21 protein-coding genes and 1 other annotated feature are annotated in these 21,875 nt (G+C 31.0%); of the genes, 5 read left to right on the plus strand and 16 right to left on the minus strand.

Annotated elements, in window-relative coordinates:
* Positions 1–11: 11 nt before the first annotated feature.
* The 5 genes from GXK57_RS08270 to GXK57_RS08290 form a co-directional block, all read right to left on the minus strand.
* Positions 12–437 (minus strand): hypothetical protein, encoded by a 426-nt coding sequence (locus GXK57_RS08270; RefSeq protein ID WP_160674258.1) that lies wholly within the window; start codon positions 435–437, stop codon positions 12–14.
* A gap of 245 nt (positions 438–682) precedes the next feature.
* Positions 683–1,837: an RNA-binding domain-containing protein gene (locus tag GXK57_RS08275; protein ID WP_160674261.1), complete on the minus strand. Its 1,155-nt coding sequence runs from the start codon at positions 1,835–1,837 to the stop codon at positions 683–685.
* Positions 1,838–2,082: 245 nt separating this feature from the next.
* The gene (locus tag GXK57_RS08280) at positions 2,083–3,162 is read right to left on the minus strand and encodes a sensor domain-containing diguanylate cyclase (RefSeq protein ID WP_160674264.1); all 1,080 of its coding nucleotides are present in this window, start codon (positions 3,160–3,162) and stop codon (positions 2,083–2,085) included.
* A 450-nt stretch (positions 3,163–3,612) separates the two neighbouring features.
* Positions 3,613–4,737 (minus strand): Ger(x)C family spore germination protein, encoded by a 1,125-nt coding sequence (locus GXK57_RS08285; protein ID WP_160674267.1) that lies wholly within the window; start codon positions 4,735–4,737, stop codon positions 3,613–3,615.
* Positions 4,721–6,136: a spore germination protein gene (locus tag GXK57_RS08290; protein WP_160674270.1), complete on the minus strand. Its 1,416-nt coding sequence runs from the start codon at positions 6,134–6,136 to the stop codon at positions 4,721–4,723. Before GXK57_RS08290 ends, GXK57_RS08285 begins: the two co-directional genes overlap by 17 nt.
* A 103-nt stretch (positions 6,137–6,239) precedes the next feature.
* Here GXK57_RS08290 and GXK57_RS08295 point away from each other — a divergent pair, with 103 nt between their 5' ends.
* Positions 6,240–7,316, plus strand: a complete 1,077-nt coding sequence (locus tag GXK57_RS08295; protein ID WP_160674273.1) for an endospore germination permease — start codon at positions 6,240–6,242, stop codon at positions 7,314–7,316.
* A gap of 188 nt (positions 7,317–7,504) precedes the next feature.
* Entirely contained in the window at positions 7,505–7,666 is a 162-nt protein-coding gene (locus GXK57_RS08300; protein WP_160674276.1) for a zinc-ribbon domain-containing protein, read from the plus strand.
* 173 nt (positions 7,667–7,839) lie between these two features.
* On the opposite strand, the gene GXK57_RS08305 is transcribed toward GXK57_RS08300, so the two are convergent.
* Positions 7,840–8,391 (minus strand): ECF transporter S component, encoded by a 552-nt coding sequence (locus GXK57_RS08305; RefSeq protein ID WP_160674279.1) that lies wholly within the window; start codon positions 8,389–8,391, stop codon positions 7,840–7,842.
* A 268-nt stretch (positions 8,392–8,659) separates the two neighbouring features.
* Between GXK57_RS08305 and GXK57_RS08310 the strand changes: the two genes are divergently transcribed.
* Together GXK57_RS08310 and trpS are read left to right on the plus strand one after the other, a co-directional pair.
* Positions 8,660–8,815, plus strand: a complete 156-nt coding sequence (locus GXK57_RS08310) for a lmo0937 family membrane protein (RefSeq protein ID WP_128215392.1) — start codon at positions 8,660–8,662, stop codon at positions 8,813–8,815.
* A 54-nt stretch (positions 8,816–8,869) separates the two neighbouring features.
* Positions 8,870–9,122, plus strand: a binding site (T-box leader).
* Positions 9,123–9,255: 133 nt separating this feature from the next.
* Complete coding sequence (trpS, locus tag GXK57_RS08315) at positions 9,256–10,254, plus strand: tryptophan--tRNA ligase (RefSeq protein ID WP_160674283.1); 999 nt, start codon at positions 9,256–9,258, stop codon at positions 10,252–10,254.
* A gap of 95 nt (positions 10,255–10,349) precedes the next feature.
* Here the strand turns inward: trpS and GXK57_RS08320 are convergent, their stop codons facing one another.
* The 3 genes from GXK57_RS08320 to galU form a co-directional block, all read right to left on the minus strand.
* Entirely contained in the window at positions 10,350–11,297 is a 948-nt protein-coding gene (locus GXK57_RS08320) for a glycosyltransferase family 2 protein (protein WP_160674285.1), read from the minus strand.
* On the minus strand, positions 11,290–11,679 hold the full coding sequence (locus GXK57_RS08325; protein ID WP_160674288.1) for a GtrA family protein: 390 nt from the start codon (positions 11,677–11,679) through the stop codon (positions 11,290–11,292). Before GXK57_RS08325 ends, GXK57_RS08320 begins: the two co-directional genes overlap by 8 nt.
* Positions 11,680–12,089: 410 nt before the next feature.
* The gene (galU, locus tag GXK57_RS08330) at positions 12,090–12,965 is read right to left on the minus strand and encodes a UTP--glucose-1-phosphate uridylyltransferase GalU (protein WP_160674291.1); all 876 of its coding nucleotides are present in this window, start codon (positions 12,963–12,965) and stop codon (positions 12,090–12,092) included.
* A gap of 258 nt (positions 12,966–13,223) precedes the next feature.
* Between galU and GXK57_RS08335 the strand changes: the two genes are divergently transcribed.
* Positions 13,224–14,384 (plus strand): iron-containing alcohol dehydrogenase, encoded by a 1,161-nt coding sequence (locus GXK57_RS08335; protein ID WP_160674294.1) that lies wholly within the window; start codon positions 13,224–13,226, stop codon positions 14,382–14,384.
* A 165-nt stretch (positions 14,385–14,549) separates the two neighbouring features.
* On the opposite strand, the gene GXK57_RS08340 is transcribed toward GXK57_RS08335, so the two are convergent.
* From GXK57_RS08340 to GXK57_RS08370, 7 genes are all read right to left on the minus strand, one after another.
* Complete coding sequence (locus GXK57_RS08340; RefSeq protein ID WP_160674297.1) at positions 14,550–14,837, minus strand: hypothetical protein; 288 nt, start codon at positions 14,835–14,837, stop codon at positions 14,550–14,552.
* Between the two features lie 446 nt (positions 14,838–15,283).
* Positions 15,284–16,171, minus strand: a complete 888-nt coding sequence (locus tag GXK57_RS08345; protein ID WP_160674300.1) for a glycosyltransferase family 2 protein — start codon at positions 16,169–16,171, stop codon at positions 15,284–15,286.
* A gap of 33 nt (positions 16,172–16,204) precedes the next feature.
* A complete protein-coding gene (locus tag GXK57_RS08350; protein WP_160674303.1) occupies positions 16,205–17,110 on the minus strand; it encodes a glycosyltransferase family 2 protein in 906 nt (301 codons plus the stop codon).
* Between the two features lie 14 nt (positions 17,111–17,124).
* Positions 17,125–18,462: an O-antigen polymerase gene (locus tag GXK57_RS08355; protein ID WP_160674306.1), complete on the minus strand. Its 1,338-nt coding sequence runs from the start codon at positions 18,460–18,462 to the stop codon at positions 17,125–17,127.
* Between the two features lie 24 nt (positions 18,463–18,486).
* Complete coding sequence (locus GXK57_RS08360; RefSeq protein ID WP_160674309.1) at positions 18,487–19,602, minus strand: glycosyltransferase family 4 protein; 1,116 nt, start codon at positions 19,600–19,602, stop codon at positions 18,487–18,489.
* 13 nt (positions 19,603–19,615) lie between these two features.
* On the minus strand, positions 19,616–20,662 hold the full coding sequence (locus GXK57_RS08365) for a mannose-1-phosphate guanylyltransferase (protein ID WP_160674668.1): 1,047 nt from the start codon (positions 20,660–20,662) through the stop codon (positions 19,616–19,618).
* A gap of 84 nt (positions 20,663–20,746) precedes the next feature.
* The gene (locus GXK57_RS08370; protein ID WP_160674312.1) at positions 20,747–21,871 is read right to left on the minus strand and encodes a glycosyltransferase family 1 protein; all 1,125 of its coding nucleotides are present in this window, start codon (positions 21,869–21,871) and stop codon (positions 20,747–20,749) included.
* Between the last annotated feature and the right edge of the window lie 4 nt (positions 21,872–21,875).

Consider the following 21,875-nt stretch of genomic DNA (forward strand, 5'->3'; position numbering starts at 1 on the left):
TATATAAAACCTTAATTGGCCACCAATTCATATTTATTGTACTTTTTAATAAAATCAGGAGTTTCATTTTCATGATTAATACTAATGTATACGTTTATGCCAAGTCTATCAGCAAGCTCTTCTAACCTATAAAACAAATGTGCCGCATCTTCTATCTCACAATTAACAATATTACATAGTCCATCTACATAGATGTTCTCAATATCGTAATCTTCTGAAATTATGCCGCACAAAAATCCATACATACTATCATAGCTCATCAGTTCCAATTCGCTAGTAGATATAAACCTTATTTTTTTGTCTAGTTGTAGCATGCATCTGCTATCATCATCGATAAAAACAGAATTACCTTTTTCGGTCAATACGTTTCTGTTTGCAAGACTTATTAGTTCCTTAGTTTTTCCAGAACCTCTCTTATTGCAGAATACCTGAATCATTAGAATCACTCCTTAAATTTTATTATAATTTGGCTCAAGATTTTTCATAACCTATCACTTCGCTAACTAAAAACTAGTAAGATTTTACGAAAAATCTTCAACTACTATTTAAGCTTATATAGATTATTAACCACAATTATCCAAAAAAATCATTATTTATTATGATACCTAAAAATTAATATAATATTCAGACTTCTTTAACAATAGTAATATATTTTTAATTATTTTAAACTAAGTAATAAAACTTATATATGTTCATTAATTCCTGGAAATATAACCTTAAATACATTCTCTTGCCTAGAATTGATAAACATTATCTTTCCCTTTCCTTTAAAGGCCTTTTTCATATTTGAGAAGCCATTATTACTTTTTAAAAATATTCCCTTTGTATCTAAAGTTATAACCTTCTCATATAGCCACATATTCCTTCTATTATACTCCCTAGTGTCGCCATTTCTTTTATTTGTTTTCATAAGCTCACCTGGGCTAGTAACAACTATAGAATTAAAACCTATATGAACCTCTATTATCCTAGAAAACTCCGAATATTCCCTATATAAAACAGCATTCTTTATTGCTTCTAATACTGCGGTGTAAGGATATCTTTCAGGAAGTATATCTTTTAGATGAACTTCGCATAACTCAATCATTTTTATTACATTGCCCTGTACCACAATAACTTCAGGTTTATTCTTATTTACCTTATTTATTATCTTTATCATATTGTGCGGTATATACATGCTATTAGTATCAGAAAACACTAATAGCCCACCTAGTGTACATATAGTTTCTCCTGTTTCTCTATCTCTAGAAGTAATTGAGCTTCTACGAAGTAAAAATTCAATATTTTCATTATTTATATCTATAGATTTAGATCTAAAATACTGATTTATTATACTCATATTTAAGGCACTTATATCACTTTTCAAAATCCCGCACCCTTCAATGTTAAGGTTTAGACTCTCTTCAAATGCAGCTACAAGTTCTTGCTTTCTCATAATATCTGTAGTAGAGCCTCTTCTTATATAAAACGCTCCACTTTCTCTTACCTGATAGGGTTTTTGATCCCAATTATAAATTGTTATTACACCTATATTCTTATCTTCTAGAGTTAAATACTCTACTGAAACAGGTATAGGAGGATCACATCTAGAAGCTATTATTTGCTGAATTTGCTCTTCACTAAATATATCTTCCTTCTTTAATCCTATAATCTTCTTAGTCTTGTCTTCTATACCTACTATTATATAGCCTCTTCCTCCATTGGAATTGGCAATAGCGCAAATATCTTTAGTCAATTCCTTCTTACCTGTCTCGCCACTTAGCTCTATTCGTAGTTTGAAGTCTAATTTTCTTCCTTCTTCCCTGTGAAGCAGGTTTAAAAGCTTTTTCTTGTCCATGGATAAATACCTCTCAAAGGTTAAATAAAATTTTACACTTATGTAACTGAAAATATTTAAGCTTTAATATATTATATTCCAAAGTCTATATATAAGATACCAAGAAATCTTTCTATACCATGTTTTTTTATTTTTTTACTGTTTACCCTAACTAGCAGTTATAAACCCTTGGCATCATTAGGTTTAGCTCGCAAAAAAATTTACTTTTCTAGACAGTAAAAAACAGCCTGGAGCACCACGCTGTTCTATCTAAATATCAATGAACTTATAACTCTATTTTTACCAGATCCCTTTGCCTTATACAAAAGGGCATCAGCAACCTCCACCACTGCGTCAACAGTTTGTCCATCAGCAGGATAAAAGCTTAACCCTATACTTGCTGTTACAGTCTTTATTATATTTTCTCTTATTACAGGACTTTGCTCCAGCATTCTCCTAGTCTCTTCTACCCTGACTTCCATCTCCTCTTCAGTTTCATTGCTTCTAAGACAAATTATTATTTCTTCTCCACCATATCTGGCTATTATATCTTCACTCTTCAAACAGCTTTGTATCACTGTTACTACATGCTGTAGAGTCTCATCACCGAACTGATGTCCAAAGCTATCATTAACCTTTTTAAAATTATCTATATCTATCATAACTATACCAAGACAATTATATGGATTTTCTTTTATCCTCTTATCTAATATCTCAAAAAAGTATTTTCTATTATATATTCCAAGCAAAGGATCTCGTTTTGATGCTTCTTGTATCTTAGTATATAAAATGCTGTTTTCAATAGCTATCGCTATCTGATTAGCTATTGACGCTACGAATTTTATATGAGCTCTCGTAAAAAATCTATATAAGGTATGTTCAACCATTATATAGCCAATATACTTTTCTCTTATTTTTATTGGGAAACCTATTACAGAATGTATGTCTCTTCTAATTTGTTGGTCAGTAAATATATTATCCTTCGAGTTCACTACAAATTCTTCTATATTTCTAATATATTTGTTTATACTATCGGGAAATATAACTTCTTGGGAGTTTGAGTTGGTTGCCTTAACTTCTAGCTTGCCATTTTCTACAAAATATATAGTAGAGTAGGTGCCTCCAAGTATACCCACTATCATATCATTGATCATAGGTATGAGATTTTCATCAGAAATATATGAGTTGATATACTTGCTTACTTCAACAATATTAGCAAGCGCATCTAAGTCTCGTTCTAACCTTATATTCTTTTCATTAAGCACCTGCAATTGCTTTTCAGCAAAATTTTGATAAGTTTCAAACTCTTCACGTATACGTTCATACATCAATCTGTAATCGTCCATAAGCAACTCTCCCAGTATATTCAATTTACTACACAACAAAAATTCTCTAAAGAAACTTCCTTTAGTGAATTTTTTAATGATCTGCCATATAAATTCCTAAATAATAAAAAAACAAGCCCTAATATGTAATTATTAGAGTCATAAAAAGCATTACAATAACTTATGGCATACAATATTATTTTATCTTATAAATTTTAATTTGTAAATCAAAAAAACAGTAACATTTTTACATTTTTGTTTTTATTCCACTAATTATTGCTTCTTATTGAATACATACGGTATGTCGACTTTTGCTATAAACTTATGCTATTGTTATTTTACATTACATAATAGATTAATTCAAGAATTTAGGGGGCTCTTTTATACATCTCCGCCCCTTTTTTTTACATCTTAAATACTTTCTTTAATTATTGTTAATATTAAGTAATAATTTTATTAAATATATGTACATTAGAATGTATGTTTTCTAACACTAGGTCCCTCTAAATTAACATTAACATTAAGAATTAAGTCAGTCCTCTCCATAATTTCTCCCTGTATCTTAGCATTAGGATATTTCTCTTCTAGAAGCCTACCAACCTTAAACAAATCCAAATCTTGAAGCTTATATCTATCAAATATCATAGTAAGATACTTCTTAACATTTTCTTCTTCAGACCTTTTTATATATCCTCTTACGTTATCATCTATTATAAGACGAGCTTGAGATTCTGCCAAGTCACACCTTATATCAATATTCTTATAAAGTTTTATTCTTTCTCCATCGTACCTTAAGTCCGTATTTGTTTTAGAATTAAGTATTTCTAATGTTATGTATTTATCAGGGTTTTGAGGATTATTTATCTCTAAAGTACCACTCTTAACATTATTACTTAAAAAACTATAACTAAGAGCCTCATCTATACTTAACTTTGTAGCAAGTTTATCATCCTTTAGAACTGCAGCACCTTTTATCTGCACTCTATCTTCCATTATATCTTTAACAACCTCAAGCCCTCCGAGTACTGCTATATTCCCACCATTTATTCTATTAGTTAGATAATCATTCAAGTTAGTAGCTATAGTTCTAGGACTAGACTTCATCTTATATACAAGTTGATCTAAGTAAATACCAAGATATTCTTCGTCTGATTTAACTGTTTTAAACAACTCTTCTACTTCACCAAATAAAACGAATACATAAGGCCTTATTAAAAATTCTTGATCTCTTGCCATTATATCTACGAACTGGCCTACACCTTCTTTTGCTGCTCTTTCCGAAAAAATATATGCTCTGCACTGAGTCATATTTATTTTAAAGCTTGAAAAATTGCTAGCATTTCTTATGGCTTCAAGTACAGTCTTTCCTCTACCTTTATAAATCACCCTTCTTCCTTTTTCAGAGCTTTCATTTGTGCTTCTGTATGGCATTACACAATCTAAATAAAGTATTGTATTTTTATTTTCATCAATATCATAGATTATACTTGTAACAAAGGTGGCTCTATTTATGTCTCTATAATTGAAACAACTTGTAAGACTGGAGGAAAAACATATAATTATTATAAATGAAACTACTCTATTTGCTCTTTTCATTAGTATCATCCCCACTTAAAAAATCATTTGATATCTCTTCTAGCGGTCCTCTCAAAATTATATCCTTCAAATTAAGCTTTTTAAGAGTTCCAACAGGAAACATATAATAGTATCCACAAGACTTTAGATTACATATATGTGCAAACAATACCATTACTGCGACAAAAAAGCCTGGAAGTCCCAAAAGACCGGACATAATCACTATAATTAAAGACCAAGCAGACATTGCCCCGTATATCCTAGGAATCAAAAAATAAGATAAGGAACTTATAGCAACTACCAATATAGTTATTCTAGATGCTATACCTGCACCAACAGCAGCATCTCCTAGTATAAGTCCTGCCACTATACTCATAGCTGCGCCTATAGGCTGCGGCAGTCTTAATCCTGCTTCTTTTATTAACTGGAAGAATATCATCATAACTATGACTTCTACTATAGTTGGAAACGGCACTCCAGCTCTCGATACTGCTAGTCTAAAAACAAACAACGATGGAATCACTCCAAAATGATAAGTTACTATAGCCAGATATAGTCCTGGTAAAAATGCGGCAAAGAAAAAGGCCAACCATCTAATAATTCTTGTGAAATTAGCGTAATATCTGTTCAGATAATAATCATCTTGAGCTTGAAAACTCTCTATAAAAAAATATGGTGCAGTAAGAACAAAGGGAGTTCCATCTACTATTACTGCAATTCTTCCTTCCATCAATTTTGCAACTACAGTATCTGGTTTTTCTGTATACCCTACAGTATCAAATATAGTATTTTCATCTCTTAGCTTATTCTCTATATAGTTTGTATCTAGTATAAATTCATAATCCAGCTCTTTTATTTGCTTTCTAACATTATCAACTAATTTTTTAGGTGCAGTATCCTTTATATATGTAAGACAAACTACAGTATTAGATTTTTTCCCTACATATATTGGTTCAAATTTAAGATTTGGATCTTTCACTCTTCTTCTTATAAGTGCTACATTGTCTACAAAGGCTTCTGTAAAGCCTTCACGTGGTCCCTTAAGCACTGCCTCTGCAACAGGGATTCCAACACCTCTTCTTACATATCCTTTAGCCTCACAGAATAAAATCTTATCAGTATAGTTATCAAAAACTATAACTACATCTCCCGATAACACATGAAGTACTGCATCATCATTGTCCTTAGCATAGCCTACAAGATTAATATCAAGAACCTTGCTTGCTATATCATCAATTGAATTTACATTAGACTTAATATTTTTAAGCGGTGCTACTATATATTCGCTTATAAATACCGTTCCACAAAGATCGTCAACAAATATTGCTGTAGCTCTACCTAATGCAGTATCTACCTCCCTTGCTTTTACATCAAAGCTATCCTTTAGTTTCTCATTAATATATTCTTTTGTATTTTTCATAAGCATCACCTAAAAATATTATCTTCACTAAAAATGTTTAATATTCACTTTTTAGAGAATAATAAATTAAGGAAATTATAGGATTTAAAAGAGGTGAATTTTTTTGGAAGGATTATCATCAAAGCATTTAATACTTTTTATCGCAGGGTCTATGATAATATCTATGACCACCTATTCATCAATTTATATAGAATTAGGAGGGAGAGACACTTGGTTTATTGCAATAATTTCAGCAGCTATTTTTATTTTCCTTATCTTATATATAATAAAAACTTTTATCAAAGCTGATAGCTTTGATTTTAGACAAATTATAAAAGGATCAATAGGCAAAAGATTTGGTGAGGTTTATTTATGGCTTTTTGCAATAGGTTTGTTTATAGTTGCTTCAGAAAGTGCAGCAGTAGAAGCAAGCTCCATACATGTAAATCTATTTATAGAAACTCCAGTTTGGTACATAATGTTATTCTTTATAGTACCAGCTATCTATATAGCTTCTAGAAACTTCAATAGTATACTTAATATAGTATTAATATCAATTTCCATAATGCTTATCGCTATCATCATAATAGAAATTTTAGTTCATAAGTATAAGAGCTTCGATTTTTTATTTCCTTTTTTAAAGAATCGCTCTCTCAAGGATTTTACAAACTGTTTTATCGAGTTTTTAGGGGGCTTTAGCTGTATAGCTATTATATTTCCTTTATTAAAGAACTTGGAAAGAAGTAAAAAACTTACTTTTCATTTTTTTATAGGTATTCTCTTGTCTCTAGACATTGTTTGTTTTTCAATAACCGGTCATATAACAAGCTTAGGGGCTATGAGAGCAAAAAATATACTCTTTCCAATATTCCGTCAGGTGCAAAGAATATCCTATGTTAACTTTATAGAAAATGGTGAAATCTTAGTACTACTAGTTTGTGTCCTTGGTTTTATGGTAAAGTATATATTAGCTATGAACGGGATTGTATTTCTATTCAGAGATAAGATAAAAAACAAGCTAGCTGTTGTAGCAATACTTTCAGCAGCATCTTATATATATGGTTTATTAATAGCAAATAACGCTTTTGACTTCATGAAAGTTTTAAATATAAACCAATACATATACATAGTTCTATTCTTAATAATGCCACTTATATTTTTCACAATTTATAGAGCAAGGAATTCTAATAAAGTTGAGTAAAACTAACGGCTAAGAAGCATTTTTCATATAAAAAAACCAGTTGAAAATTTACTAAAATATGCTATAATATATCTGTGAATATTATTAAAATGTTATAGGAAATTTTCTGTTTACTAACCTACCCTCTTAATACTGGTAAGGCAGTAAATCATCAAAATTGCCTATGAGTTTTAAAGGAGGTTTTTTTAATGGAAGATAAGAAGATAACATGTAAAGACTGTGGAAAGGAATTTGTTTTCACTGCTGGAGAACAAGAATTCTACAAAGAAAAAGGATTTGAAAATGATCCTGTAAGATGCCCAGAATGCAGAAAAGCAAGAAAAGCTCAAAAACAAAGAGACAGATTCTAAGCTTTTAAAATTTTGAGTATAACCTCTAACCCTATGGGCTAGAGGTTTTTTTATTCTGTACTTTAGAGTTTAAAGAAAACTACATACTAAGCAGTTGGTTATACCGTTAAAGAACTATGAGATAAAACTAAGCCCCACATATTATAATAAAAAGCTTGTTTTCTCAGTAAAAATTATGCAATACTACCTTTTTTCAGTTTTACCACTACTGCTGATAGTGGCAGTGCAACAACAATCCCAAAGGTTGCTTGAAGTATATTTCCTACTATATCCTTAGCAGAATTTATAAAGGCTCCTACTATAACGGTTTTTAATGCTCCATTTGTAGTAATAGCAGTTATTATTCCTCCAGCTATAAAATACCCTATTACCATAAAAACCCCACCTAATACAAAGCCTATAACATATACTATCCGCTTTCCACTTCCATTGCTTATTACAACAGCAGCTATATAAGCCATAACAAACTTAATAACCAAAGTAAATGGAGCCCAAATATAGAAACCTCCGACCATATCTACCAATGCCATCCCTACTGCAGCTGCAAGAGCGCCTCTTCTCTTTCCAAGAACAACAGCAGATAGAAATACCATACTATCTCCCATGTGAAGATAGCCTCCTCCTACAGTTGGTATCTTAATTATATTTCCTGCTATAAACACCAATGCTATCATAAGCCCTGTAAGAACCAAATCTGTGCTTTTAATATTGCTTGAACTTTCCAAAACAATCCCCCCATTAATATAGAAATAACTACATAAATGATAATATAATACAAAATTTCCACATGCAAATGTATCGATACAATATTAATGAATTATTATTGTATTTTTTACTAATACTATGTTATATGACATTCTTAATTTAGTTTTTATTTATAAAAAACATTATAATTCAGGTAAGAATTTATACATGCATAAAAGTAAGAATGCAAAAATCTATAATAAATTACGATTAAGAATCTTTTTCACAACTTAAAAGGAGGTGATCTTTATGGCTTTCTTAAGATGGATAGGCGGCATAGTTATATTCTTTTGGTTACTTGGAATAATCTTTAGAGTTGGCGGCTACTTTATTAATGCACTTCTTGTAGTAGCAGCTATTATATTTATTGTCGATTTAATATTTGGAAGAAAAAATAAAGTCTGAGTTGACACTTTACTATATTTGTCATATTATAGAATTAATAAAAATAATTAATATCAACAATCAAAGAAGAGAGATAGTATGCTTAAATCCACATTGTATAGAGAGCTGTAGGCGGTGAGATTACAGTAATGATGATTAAGTTGAATGGTTCTCAGAGATACTATGATGAAAGATTATTAATATAATAATCAAGTATTCTTAGTCGTGTTCTCACGTTATAGAGATAAGATATTATTGTATCTTATTTAGAGATGAGAAAATACTTTTCTCAAATATAGGTGGTACCGCGTAATTATACGCCCTATGGATTTTATCCATAGGGCGTTTTTATTTTTTAAGAAATTATATTTCAAATAAAGCTATGGATAAATATAAAAACTTTACTAATGAACACATCCTTAGTGAATTTTTATATTATACCAAATGTAGGAGGATAAAAAATGGATGACAAGAAAAAAGTAATATTTAGTGGAATTCAGCCTTCAGGTGAACTTACTATAGGTAACTACCTCGGAGCAATAAAAAATTGGGTTAAGCTTCAAGACCAATATGACTGCTTCTTCTGTGTAGTTGATTTGCATGCAATAACTGTAAGACAAGTACCTGGAGACCTTAGAAGAAGAACTCTAGAATTATTAGCTATTTATATAGCTGCTGGTATAGATCCCGATAAGAACACTCTTTTTATACAATCTCATGTACCTGCACATAGTGAAGCTGCATGGCTTCTAAACTGCAATTCTTATATGGGTGAGCTTGGAAGAATGACTCAATACAAAGATAAATCTCAAAAGATGGGTGACTCAATAATAGCTGGTCTTTTCAACTACCCAGTACTTATGGCTGCAGATATACTTTTATACAATACAGACCTAGTACCAGTTGGTAAGGATCAAACTCAACATCTAGAACTAGCTAGAGATATCGCTCAAAGATTTAACAATACCTACAGCCCAACCTTTGTGATTCCTGAAGGATACATTCCTGAGGAAGGTGCAAAAATAATGAGCTTACAAGAACCAACAAAGAAGATGTCTAAATCTGATGACAATCAAAACAGCTTCATACTTCTATTAGACCCTCCAGAGGTTATAAGAAAAAAGGTAAGTAGAGCCGTTACTGATGGAATCGGAGTTGTAAACTACACAGATGAACAGCCAGGTGTTAAGAACTTAATAAATATTATCTGTGCTATAAAAGGACTTAAACCTGAAGAAGTGGTTGAGACTTACAAAGGAAAAGGCTATGCTGAGTTAAAAAGTGATGTAGCTGAAACTTTAATAAGCGAGCTCGCTCCACTTCAAGAAAAGGTTAAATCACTTCTAAGTGATAAAACTTACCTAGAAGACATATATAGAAAAGGCGCTGATAAAGCAAACTATATAGCAAATAAAACCTTAAGAAAGATGCAAAAGAAGATTGGATTTATACCAAGATAAAAAAGTCGCTTTAGCGACTTTTTCTTCTAGTGAACTTTTGTCTATCTACCCCTACGAATTCATGTAAAAAAATATGACAGGCAAATAAGTTTTCTTTATTTATCTTTTTCTTCAAAGTTTATCTTTTCTTTTACTATATATAAAGGTCTATTCTTACTTTCATCATATATTCTAGCTATATACTCACCAATAATTCCAAGTGACAATAGCTGCACTCCACTGAAAAGGGTTATTACCACCATAAGAGAAGTCCAACCTGGCTCAGTTCTTCCCCCAAAAAGTTTAACTAGAATAGAGTATACAAGCATTATAAAGGATATCATTATAGTTATAGTTCCTATCAAGGATACAACCTTTAACGGTCTTGATGAAAACGCCACAATTCCATCTGAGGCAAACTTAAGCATCTTTTTCAAAGGATACTTAGTTGTACCTGCAAATCTTTCACTTCTATCATATTCTATATAGGTTTGGTTAAATCCAACCCAGCTAACCATTCCTCTAACAAACCTATTTCTCTCAGGCATGTTCTTAAGAGCTTCTACAACTGTTCTATCAATCAACCTAAAATCTCCAGTATCTTTTGGTATTTCAATATCAGACATACTGGCTAAAAACTTATAGAAATACTTTGCAGTTATTAGTTTAAACCAAGTCTCTCCGTCTCTCTTTCTTCTCTTTGCATAAACCACCTCATAACCTTCTTGCCACTTATTTACCATGTCAACTATAAGCTCTGGCGGATCTTGTAAGTCAGCATCTATTATTACTACAGCATCTCCTGTAGCATTGAATATACCTGCCGTTACTGCAGTTTGATGACCAAAGTTTCTAGAGAATCCTATCACCTTAACATTACTATCCACTGCTGCTATATCTTTAAGTATAGGCAAAGTTTTGTCCGTAGAACCATCATTTATAAATATAATTTCATAATTGTATTTATTATTTATCATAACTTCAGATATTCTTTTGTAACACTCTTCGGCAACCAACTCTTCAAAATACATTGGAACCACAATAGAAATCTTTTTATTAACCATTCTTTACCTCCTCAGAAAAAGTCCACATTCTATTTAAGAAGTAGTTAAGCACCATACATACACCCGTAACAATAATCAGTGCTATAAACTTGTTTAAGCCTACTTTATCTACAAAAATCATCATTAGACAAGTATTTATAGCAAGTATTACAAGGTTTATTACTAAGAACTTTACACCTCTTGAACCTTTTTTAGAATCTACCTTAAATACCCATCTACTATTAAAAAAATAGCTATTTACTACTCCAATTAGATAACTTGTTACATAGGCCGTAGTATATCCAATGCCTAATTTACTAAATATCCAAAAACATACAAAGGTAAGTAAGGTGTTCATTCCTCCAACTATACCAAATCTTATAAATCTAAATAATTCCTTCATCATCATCACCATTCAAATTAATCAGAATCTTAAATAATTCTGTATTATATTTAATTATTTTCCTCTTTGATTATTGCCATAAATTAAATTTAAATTCTAGGCTCTGTCAGGATACTGTGCTAAAATTAAACGTAGGCAAATTCTAAGTCTATTATATATATAAATTTGTTAAAAACTATGAGATTATTATGTGAACTTTTTGTGATTTAAGCTTATATATGTACGAAACATAAATCAGGAAGCTTCTTAAAACTGATTAGCAGTAAAAAATAGGAGTATATTTATATATCACCTAATAAAAGCTCATATTTCATGTAGTTCCCATTAAATTTATGAGAGCATTTAAAATATGTTTTCAATTAAAGTGGTACATACTAATAACCCCTATTTCTATATGCCTATGTTAAATTTTAAGAGTTTTCCCAAGGTCTGCTGTTAAGGTATTCTGTGAAAGTTTCTCTTAAATCATCTCTTCTAAGTGCATACTCAACAGTAGCTTGTAGGAATCCTAATTTGTCTCCAACATCATATCTATTTCCTTCAAAGTTATATGCATACATAGCTTCTTGCTTTATTAATGTCTTAAGAGCATCTGTTAGCTGTATCTCTCCACCTTTTCCTGGGTTAGTATTCTCAAGTATATCAAATATAGCAGGAGTTATTATATATCTACCAAGTATAGCAACATTACTTGGAGCCTCATCTACTGAAGGTTTCTCCACTAAATCCTTTACTTTATATACTCTATCTTCTATATGAATTCCATTTACTATACCATACTTATTAACATTCTCATGAGCAACCTCTTGAACACCCAAAATTGTAGTGTTATACTCACTATAGCAATCCATAAGTTGCTTTAGACAAGGTTTTCCATCATTGTAAACCACATCATCCCCAAGAAGGACCGCAAAAGGTTCTTTACCAACAAAGGCTTTTGCACAGTGAATAGCATGACCTAACCCCTTAGGCTCTTTTTGTCTTATATAATGAATATCTACTAAATCAGTTATGTCTCTTACCAGTTCAAGAAGTTCACTCTTACCAGACTTCTCCAACTCAACTTCAAGTTCAACAGATTTGTCAAAATGATCTTCTATACATTTTTTATTTCTTCCAGTTATTATAAGTATCTCTTCTATTCCAGAAGCAACAGCTTCTTCTATTATATATTGAATTGTTGGCTTATCAACTATGGGAAGCATTTCTTTAGGTTGTGCCTTTGTAGCCGGTAAAAATCTAGTTCCAAGTCCAGCAGCAGGAATAATAGCTTTTCTAACTTTCATCTTTAACTCCTCCAATTAATAGATTTACCATAATATTTTAACACAATGGCAAAAATATAACAATTTGTTTTGCTCAAATCAATTTATATTATTGTAACCTTTTGTAAGTTCATTCTATTATATTACTAGTTACTAAAAAAATTATAGAAACTATAAAAAAATATATTTTTTTCATATCCCTATTGTATATGTTAACCTTAATGTTCTAAAATATAGATATTAATCTAAATTTTATTATAACTCAAGAGGAGGCATAAGATGTTAAACTTTAATTACTACAATCCTACAAAATTAGTTTTTGGTAAAGATACTATAAAGACTATTGGAGGCCATGTTAAGAGCTTTGGTATTAAGAAAGTTTTATTTTTATACGGCAAGAACTCAATATTTAAGAATGGGGTATATGATACAGTAGTTGCATCTCTTAAAGAAAACAACATTGAATTTGTAGAAGTATCCGGTGTTAAACCTAATCCTGTACTTTCAAAGGTGCATGAAGCAATCCAAGTGGTTAGAGAAAACAATCTCGATGGTATAGTTGCTGTAGGAGGCGGAAGCGTAGTTGACTCAGCAAAAGCAATAGCTGCTGGTACTTTCTACGAAGGAGATGTATGGGATATATTTGAAGGTAAAGCACAAGTAACTAAAGCCTTACCTATATTCCCTGTACTTACTATATCAGCCACTGGTTCCGAAATGAACAACGGTGGAGTAATAACAAACGAAGCTGAAGGTAAGAAATGGGGCTTTGGTTCTCCATTACTATTCCCTAAAGTATCTATACTAGATCCCACTGTTCAAGCAACACTTCCTACAATTCAAACAGTCAATGGAGCTGTAGATGGACTAAGCCACGTATTTGAAGCTTATTTTGGTGGAACTTCTAATACAGATATGGAAGATGAGCTTTCTGAAGGTATAATAAGAACAATAATGAAACATACAAGAGTTCTTATAAACGATCCATCAAACTATGATTCAAGAAGCGAGCTAGCTTGGTCTGCAACTTTAGCTCTTAACGGAATTAACGGAGTAGGTAGAAGAGGAGATTGGTCATCCCATGGAATAGAGCATGGTGTAAGTGTATTTAATGATATAGCTCATGGTTCTGGACTTGCGATAGTTATGCCTGCTTGGATGAAGTATGTTCATAGCTGCTGGCCAGAAAAGTTTGCAAGATTTGGAGAAAATATATTTGGAATCACTGAAGGATCTATTGAAGAAAAGGGATTAAACGCAATAGAAGCCTTAAGAGCCTTCTATAAGGAGATAGGCGCTCCTATAACACTTAAAGAGGTTGGAGTAGCTAAAAAGGATTTAGACTTTATAGCTGACACTGTAGCTAAACAAGGCCCTCTAGGTTCTCTAAAAAGCTTAGATAGAGATGATGTATATAAAATACTAGAAATAGCATTCTAGTAAACCGCATTCTAGAAAAAGATTATATATAAATTATCCAAAACCAATCAAAATATATACTTTTAAAATAAATTTAAAACAGCCTCCAAATTAATTTTTGGAAGCTGTTTTCTATGTAATAGATGTTATATACATACACTATAGTATGCCATAAACTTTGCAATACTATATGTTTTTTAATCTCTCTAATATATCTTCATCAATAAAATTCACATGATTTTTAGTTACTAAATCTTCATACTCGGCGGAACTTATAGGGTATAATATTTCCTTCTTTACCACTAATCCTTCTTTTTTTATGGAGGCATAAAATGTGTCATTGGTACCTATCTTAAACTTTCTTGTATTTTTATTCTTAGCTATTAATAACTTGTTATCCAATACATCTTTTCCAATGAAATGCTTATCAGTTTCTCCAACTATAGTGCACCTATATAGCTTAAGTTCATCCATTAATATTTTACACCTCCATAAACCAGCGTCTATTATATTATCGTAATATATTCTATAAAATATTTAATACAATTAAATATTTAACATAATATTAACAATTATATTTTACACATTTTTTTTATAGATTGCAACTTAAATATATATTTCTACATATTAATACTAATATTCACATCTCTACACGACAACAAATTAATATACAAATTTATATATCAATATTTTTTTCCCATATGCCTTTCCGAATGTATATGAGAAAGCTCTGACAGGAGACATGTTTTTTACTCTTCACTCTTTGAAGCCAAATTTTTATATTGTTTTCATATAAATTAAAATAAAAAAGCTGCTAACAAATCGTTACAGCAGCTTTTTTACATCCAATAATCTTTTCAAGTGCAAGTGGTTATTTTTAAATACTACCTACTAAAATATCTAGTTTAACACAAAAACTCTTATGCCTTAAAGCTTCCAAAAGTATTTCTTCTAAAATCTCTGGCGCCTTTGATAATCATCCTAATCTTTTGTATTTTATTAGCCTCAAAAAGTATAATTTTAATTGTCTCATTTCTAAAACAAGCTTTATCAGTGTCAATATACTCTTTATCAACATTATTATACTTGCTCCATACATAAAATCTATTTCTTGTTATATAATATCTTCTTAAAGGTGAATGATTTGTATATTCTATTCTCTTACCTAATATATATCTTTCTTTAGATACTCCTAATGAATGAAATAGAATTGCATTCTTACATTGTATAAGCTTATATCCATGTTCAATTAATCTTAGACAAAAATCATGATCAACGTAATCTATAAATAATTTTTCCTCAAACTTTCCTACTGCGGTAAATACACTGGTCTTTACTAAATTGCCAGAGGTTATTTCCTCATTTATGTATACGAATTCTTTACTCTGAGTGTAGTTTGCTTTGCTTATATCATTGCCATTTATATAACCCTTCTCTACATATGTCGGAAAAATAGATACAACATTTTCTCTTTCACTTTCTGGAATAGAATTATATATTTCAAACATATTTGCAACCATATTTTTTTCTGCTTCACTGTCATGGTCTAAAGTGATTACCCAAGGGTAGCCCTTTTCAATGGCATACTCAACACCTATATTTAATGCTGCTGCTATACCTAAGTTAACCTTATTATTAATAACTTTAACATTAGAATCTTTTATCGAGTCAAGAACCTCTAAAGTTTTACTATTTGACCCATTATCTACGATAACGACCTCATCAACCTGTGTTTTTATAGCATCTAAACATTTAAATATATCTTCAGCTATATTATAAGTTACTATAATAGTACATACTTTATCCAAAATAATCACCCATTCAATAAAATTAGAAGAGATTTAGTTAAATTTAACATAATCTCTTCCTTGTTTAAGACCTTCTACCATTGCTGTTGCTCTTTCCTTATCACCGCTCATAATATACTTGAAATATTTTATTAGCCTAGATAAATAAAAAAAGCTTCTAGCTTTTAAGAATCCCATTCTTCCAAGCTTATAAGAATATTTATTCATCAATATAACCCTATTTCTATTTCCATACTTAACAGAAAATGCAGATTCTTCTCCACCAGTAGAAGCACTAACCTTGTGGTATATCTTAGCATTAGGATTATACATAATCTTGTATTTCTTTTCAGCCAAGGCAATACAAAAATCCAAGTCTTCTAAATACATGAAATATTCCTTTGGTAAAAATCCAACCTTTTCAAATATTTCTCTCTTTATAAGCATGCAGCATCCAGTCATAAAGTCAATTTGCCTTATTTCCTTGCTACCAGAATCAGCTTCCCCTTGTTGCTCATGAGCACCAGAAAATCTATCCCATTTTATTTTACCGCCGCCAAACCAAATTTTATCGGTTTCTGGGTAGTAATTTATTTGACTTCCAACAATACCTATACTTGAATCTGTACTAAAAGTATTAGCCATCTCAGTTAGGAAATCCGGTTCAACCAAGGTATCGGTATTTATAAGAAGTATATACTCAGCTCCAGCCTTCAATGCATGCTCTATTCCCAAGTTGTTACCTTCTGCAAATCCACCATTTTTACCAGATTGGAGAACAACATATTGTTCTCCAACTGCTCTCCTAATTACTTCCTCAGAGTCATCAGTAGATTTATTGTCAACAATTACTATCTTATAATTTTTATATTTAATCTTTTTAAGACTTTCTATACAGTCCAGAGTATCTCTGGCTCCATTGTAGTTCAATAACACTATATATATTAATGCTTCTTCCATATAATCCTCCTATATTATAGCTTATATCTCTCAGCTATACCTACAAACTTCTTAGGAAGTAAAACTATAAAAGAAAGTACCAAAAGTGGATATACATCATGGAAACCAGAAGAAATAAATATAGCCTTAGCAAATGTTATCCCACAGGTTGCTAAAATGAACTTAAACTCGAAACTTCCCTTATTTTCAAATATATTTCTATAAAAAGATCTTTCACTTAAACCATATATAATTCCTGCTATTATAGCTATAAGAACTACACCAAACCAGCCAAAGTTTAGATATGGTTGAAGAAATAGTCCTCCTCTTAATCCATAATGGTCCTCATATCCTACAAGAGTCTTTGCTGTAAAGTTCCCCCAAGACCACTTTTGTCTATACTCAGATAAGGCCGATGGAACAAAAGACATTGTATCAGCTAGATAGTTCTTACCATTTAAAAATCCTTCAAAATGTTTCTGATCATAATTGTATAGTATAAATGCTCCATCTCTTATATCAGAGAAGGTATTTCCATACATTATTTCCTGCTGCATTTTTTCTTCAAAGTTTTTATCGATTTTATTGCCATGTCTTACAAAAAGCATACCTATTCCAAGCACTAATGTAAGTGCCAAGGCAGAAATTATCATTAGGTTTGGCTTTCTAAATCTATCTTTATTAGAATATATATAGAATAGTGTAAGGTTAACTATTATATCTACAAAAGGTCCTCTACTTCCTACAAGTAGAACTACAATTACACCAAGAATCGATAGACCAATTAAATATTTCTCCTTAGACTTTAAATATCTAATAAACATATACTGCGCTAGAGTAAAAATAATTATATTCAAAGCCAAGTAAATTGGCCTAATCTTGTTATTATCAGATGAATCAAAGATCATTCTGTTGCCAAACAGCGGAATAGCCCAAACTTTCACTATAAGAGCCACCCATAATATCAAGCAAAGTATATAAAACTTAACTATAATCCTATGTTTAATAAGATTATCCTTTTCAATTGCTTTTAAGGAAATTTCCTTTTTGTAGAACAGCTCAAACAATGCCATAGTCAATATAAATATAGCAAAGCCAATACTATTAATTACCATACATTGATTTAAATAATCTATATAGTAAGTTGAATTGAAGCTTCCAAGAGCCTCCCATGCTTTATTATTGTATTGAAGCATAGAAATAAAAAGCAACGCCACTGATGATATAAAAATGAATATATTAAAAGGTGAAAATATATATTTATTCTTTATATACTTATAAACTAGATATGTTAAAAAAATTAATATATCAGCTATCATCAATGATTTTACAGCTATAGTTGAATAATTCATAAAATTAACGAAGTATTCCAATTCAATCACCAACTCCTTTAGGTTTTATCTTATAACTTTCCAGTGGGAAGCGTCCTTGAATTCCTTATACTTAGTATTTATGAATTCTTCTATCTTTTTCTTAAAAATCTCTTCATCAAAGGTTTCTGCATGTGTTCTTATTTCCTGCTTATCAAAGCTTAGTTTCTCGAACCTCTTAACCGCTTCAACCAAGGATTCAGTACTTTGCTCCTCAAAGAATAATCCAGTCTTTCCATCTACAACAGTTTCTAGTGCTCCCCCTCTGCCATATGCTATAACTGGCCTTCCACAAGCTTGAGCTTCTAATGGTGTTATTCCAAAGTCTTCTTCTCCAGGGAAAACAAATGCCCTGCACTTTGCATAATAATCCTTAATAACCTCATCAGACTGCCTTCCTAAAAATTTAATATTATCTTTAGCAATAGCCTCTAGCTTATCTCTTTCCTCGCCATCTCCAATTATAACTAATGGTAGCCCCAACTCATTGAAAGCCTTTACTGCCAAATCTATTCTCTTATATGGAACAAGTCTAGATAGAATTAAGAAATAATCTTCATCTTCATCTACGATATTGAAAAGCTTACATCTTACAGGCGGATGTATAACTACAGACTCTCTTCTATAATGTTTCCAAATACGCTTTGCAACATTTTCTGAATTAGCAATAAAATAATCTACTCTATCAGATGCAAGTTTATCCCACATTCTCATATAATTCATAAAATATTTCAAAAATACCTTTTTAATTTTTTTCATGCTAGTTTTATCTGCATATTCATAATAGAATTCCCAAGCATACCTCATAGGCGTATGACAATAACACACATGCATCGTATTAGGGTTAGTAATAACTCCTTTTGCGCATGATGAACTGCTGCTCAAAACTATATCATATTCATTCAAATCAAAACTTTCAAAGGCCATTGGCATGAATGGAAGATATCTTTGATGACCGTTTTTCACCTTCTTTTGAAGAAAAGAAGTTCTTACATCTATTTTTTGTAATTCTTCGTCTAAGTTTTCTGGATTGTACATGGTGGTGTATATAGGAGCCTCTTTATACAATTCTTTGAAGTTAACAACAACTCTTTCTGAACCTGCCATATTCGTAAGCCACTCGTGCACCAATGCTACGTTCATAAATTACACCTCATTATTCTAAATGCTCTTTAGCAATCTTAATTTCTTGCTCATTTTTCTTTGATGAAATCATTATATGTTCATCTGTTTCTACAATTATTAAATCATTTATTCCATTCAATAATATCTTTTTCTTTGTTAGTACTATATTATTGTTTGACTTAAATGGATATCCACTGGCATTAAATACATTACCATTTATATCTTTATCTGAGTATCTGTCTATACTAGTCCAGTTTCCAACATCATCCCATCCGAAATTACACGGTATAACATATATCCTGTCATACCTTTCCATTATAGCATAATCTACAGATATATTATCAGTCTTATGATAGTTATTGTCTATATATTTCTGAAGTTTTTCTTCCTCAAGTATTGGTACTTCTTTTAAGGCATCATATGTAAATGGAAGGTATTTTTGTACCAGACTAATTATATTCTTAGCTTTCCACAAAAACATTCCACCATTCCACAAGTAATTACCTTCTCGGAGATATCTTTCAGCTTTTTCATAGTTTGGTTTCTCTACAAAAGACTCTACTTTAAATATTCTTCTATAATCACAATTAAAAAATTCATTTCCTACCTTTATGTATCCATAACCAGTTTCAGCTCTACTAGGCTCCATACCCAAAGTAACAATTGCATCTTCTCTCTCATCTAAAAAGTTAGAGGCTATATTTATAGTATCGATAAAGTTAGCTTCTTCTTCTATTAAATGATCTGATGGTAAAACTACTATATTTGCATCCTCATAATACCTACTTATTACAAGAGATGAAAGAGCTATACAAGGCGCCGTATTTCTTCCTTCTGGCTCAACTATAATATTTTTCTCACATATTTCTGGCAACTGTTCCTTAACTAAATCTATATATTTTTCACCGGTAGAAATAAAGATTCTTTCCATAGGAATCAATTTTTTAATCCTGTTTACAGTCATTTGTATCATCGTTTCATTTCCTAATAACTCTAAGAACTGTTTGGGCCTATCTTCTGTTGAAAGAGGCCAAAATCTAGTTCCTTTTCCCCCGGCCATTATTAAAGCACAAATCATACCCATCTTCTCCCTCTTAAAGTATTGTCTAAGAATAATAGTTCCGCATAGAAATGATTAATTACATAATATTATAAACTAGCTTCAACTCTTAATATCCATCCATATCTTCTCATATTCAAATACGGTTTCATTAACAAGTTTATCCCAATTAAAATATTTTGCTCTTTCTATTCCATAGCTAACATATTTATTATACCTATCCTCATCCCCCAATAGATAATCGATCTTATTTGCTAGATCCTGTTCATCCTCAGATTTAAAGGTTAAGCCTTCTTCTCCTAATACTTCTGGTAAAGAAGATGTATTAGCCACTATTGCTGGACATCCACAAGCCATTGCTTCAAGCGGCGGCAGTCCAAATCCTTCATACAACGAAGGAAACACAAACATCAATGCAAGATTATATATCACAGATAAGTCCTTCTCATCTATAAATCCTATAAATTGCACTCTATCAAATAAATTATTGTCTTTTATTAACTTTGTTAGTCCTTCATTAGGGCTACCACCTATAATTAATTTTAAAGTTTCATCACTCTTTATGTATTTAACAGCCTTTACTAATGTTTCTACATTTTTGTGAGGTTTTAAGTTACCAACATAAAGCACGAACTTCTCAGGAAGTTTATATTTAAGTCTCACTCTACTTAAAACATCTTCTTCTTCTATAATTCTAAACTTATCACCAATCCCATTATAGGTAACTACCACATCGCTAGGCTCTAAGTCTACCCAGGACAAAATTTCTTTCTTAGAGAACTCTGATACAGTTAAAATGCATTTACTTTTCTTAGCTGAAGTTCTAACTATATATTTATAGTAATATTTATGAAAAGGCGAATAAAACTGTGGCAATCTTACATGATTAAGATCATGTATAGTCATTACCATATCTGTTTTTATAAAAGGGCTCGCCACAAAGGATGGCGAATGAAATATAGCCTTCCCCCTATACCTATTCAAAATTTTAGGAAGCTCAATCTGCTCCCCAATAGAAAGAAATTTATTCTTCATTAAAATAAAATCTATATCATTAAAACTTCCAAAAAGCTTCTTAGCAATCTCCATATCATTAACTAGAAGAGTATAGTTCAGCTTGTCAAGCTTAATAGAATTAACAATTAATTCATACGTATACCTAGCTATCCCATGAAGCTTCTCGTCAACCATCCTGGCATCAATTATTACGTTAATTTTTTCTTTCATAATA

Origin of the sequence: Clostridium sp. C8-1-8 (assembly GCF_009928445.1) — a bacterium.
In the GTDB taxonomy this organism is placed as follows: domain Bacteria; phylum Bacillota; class Clostridia; order Clostridiales; family Clostridiaceae; genus Clostridium_AR.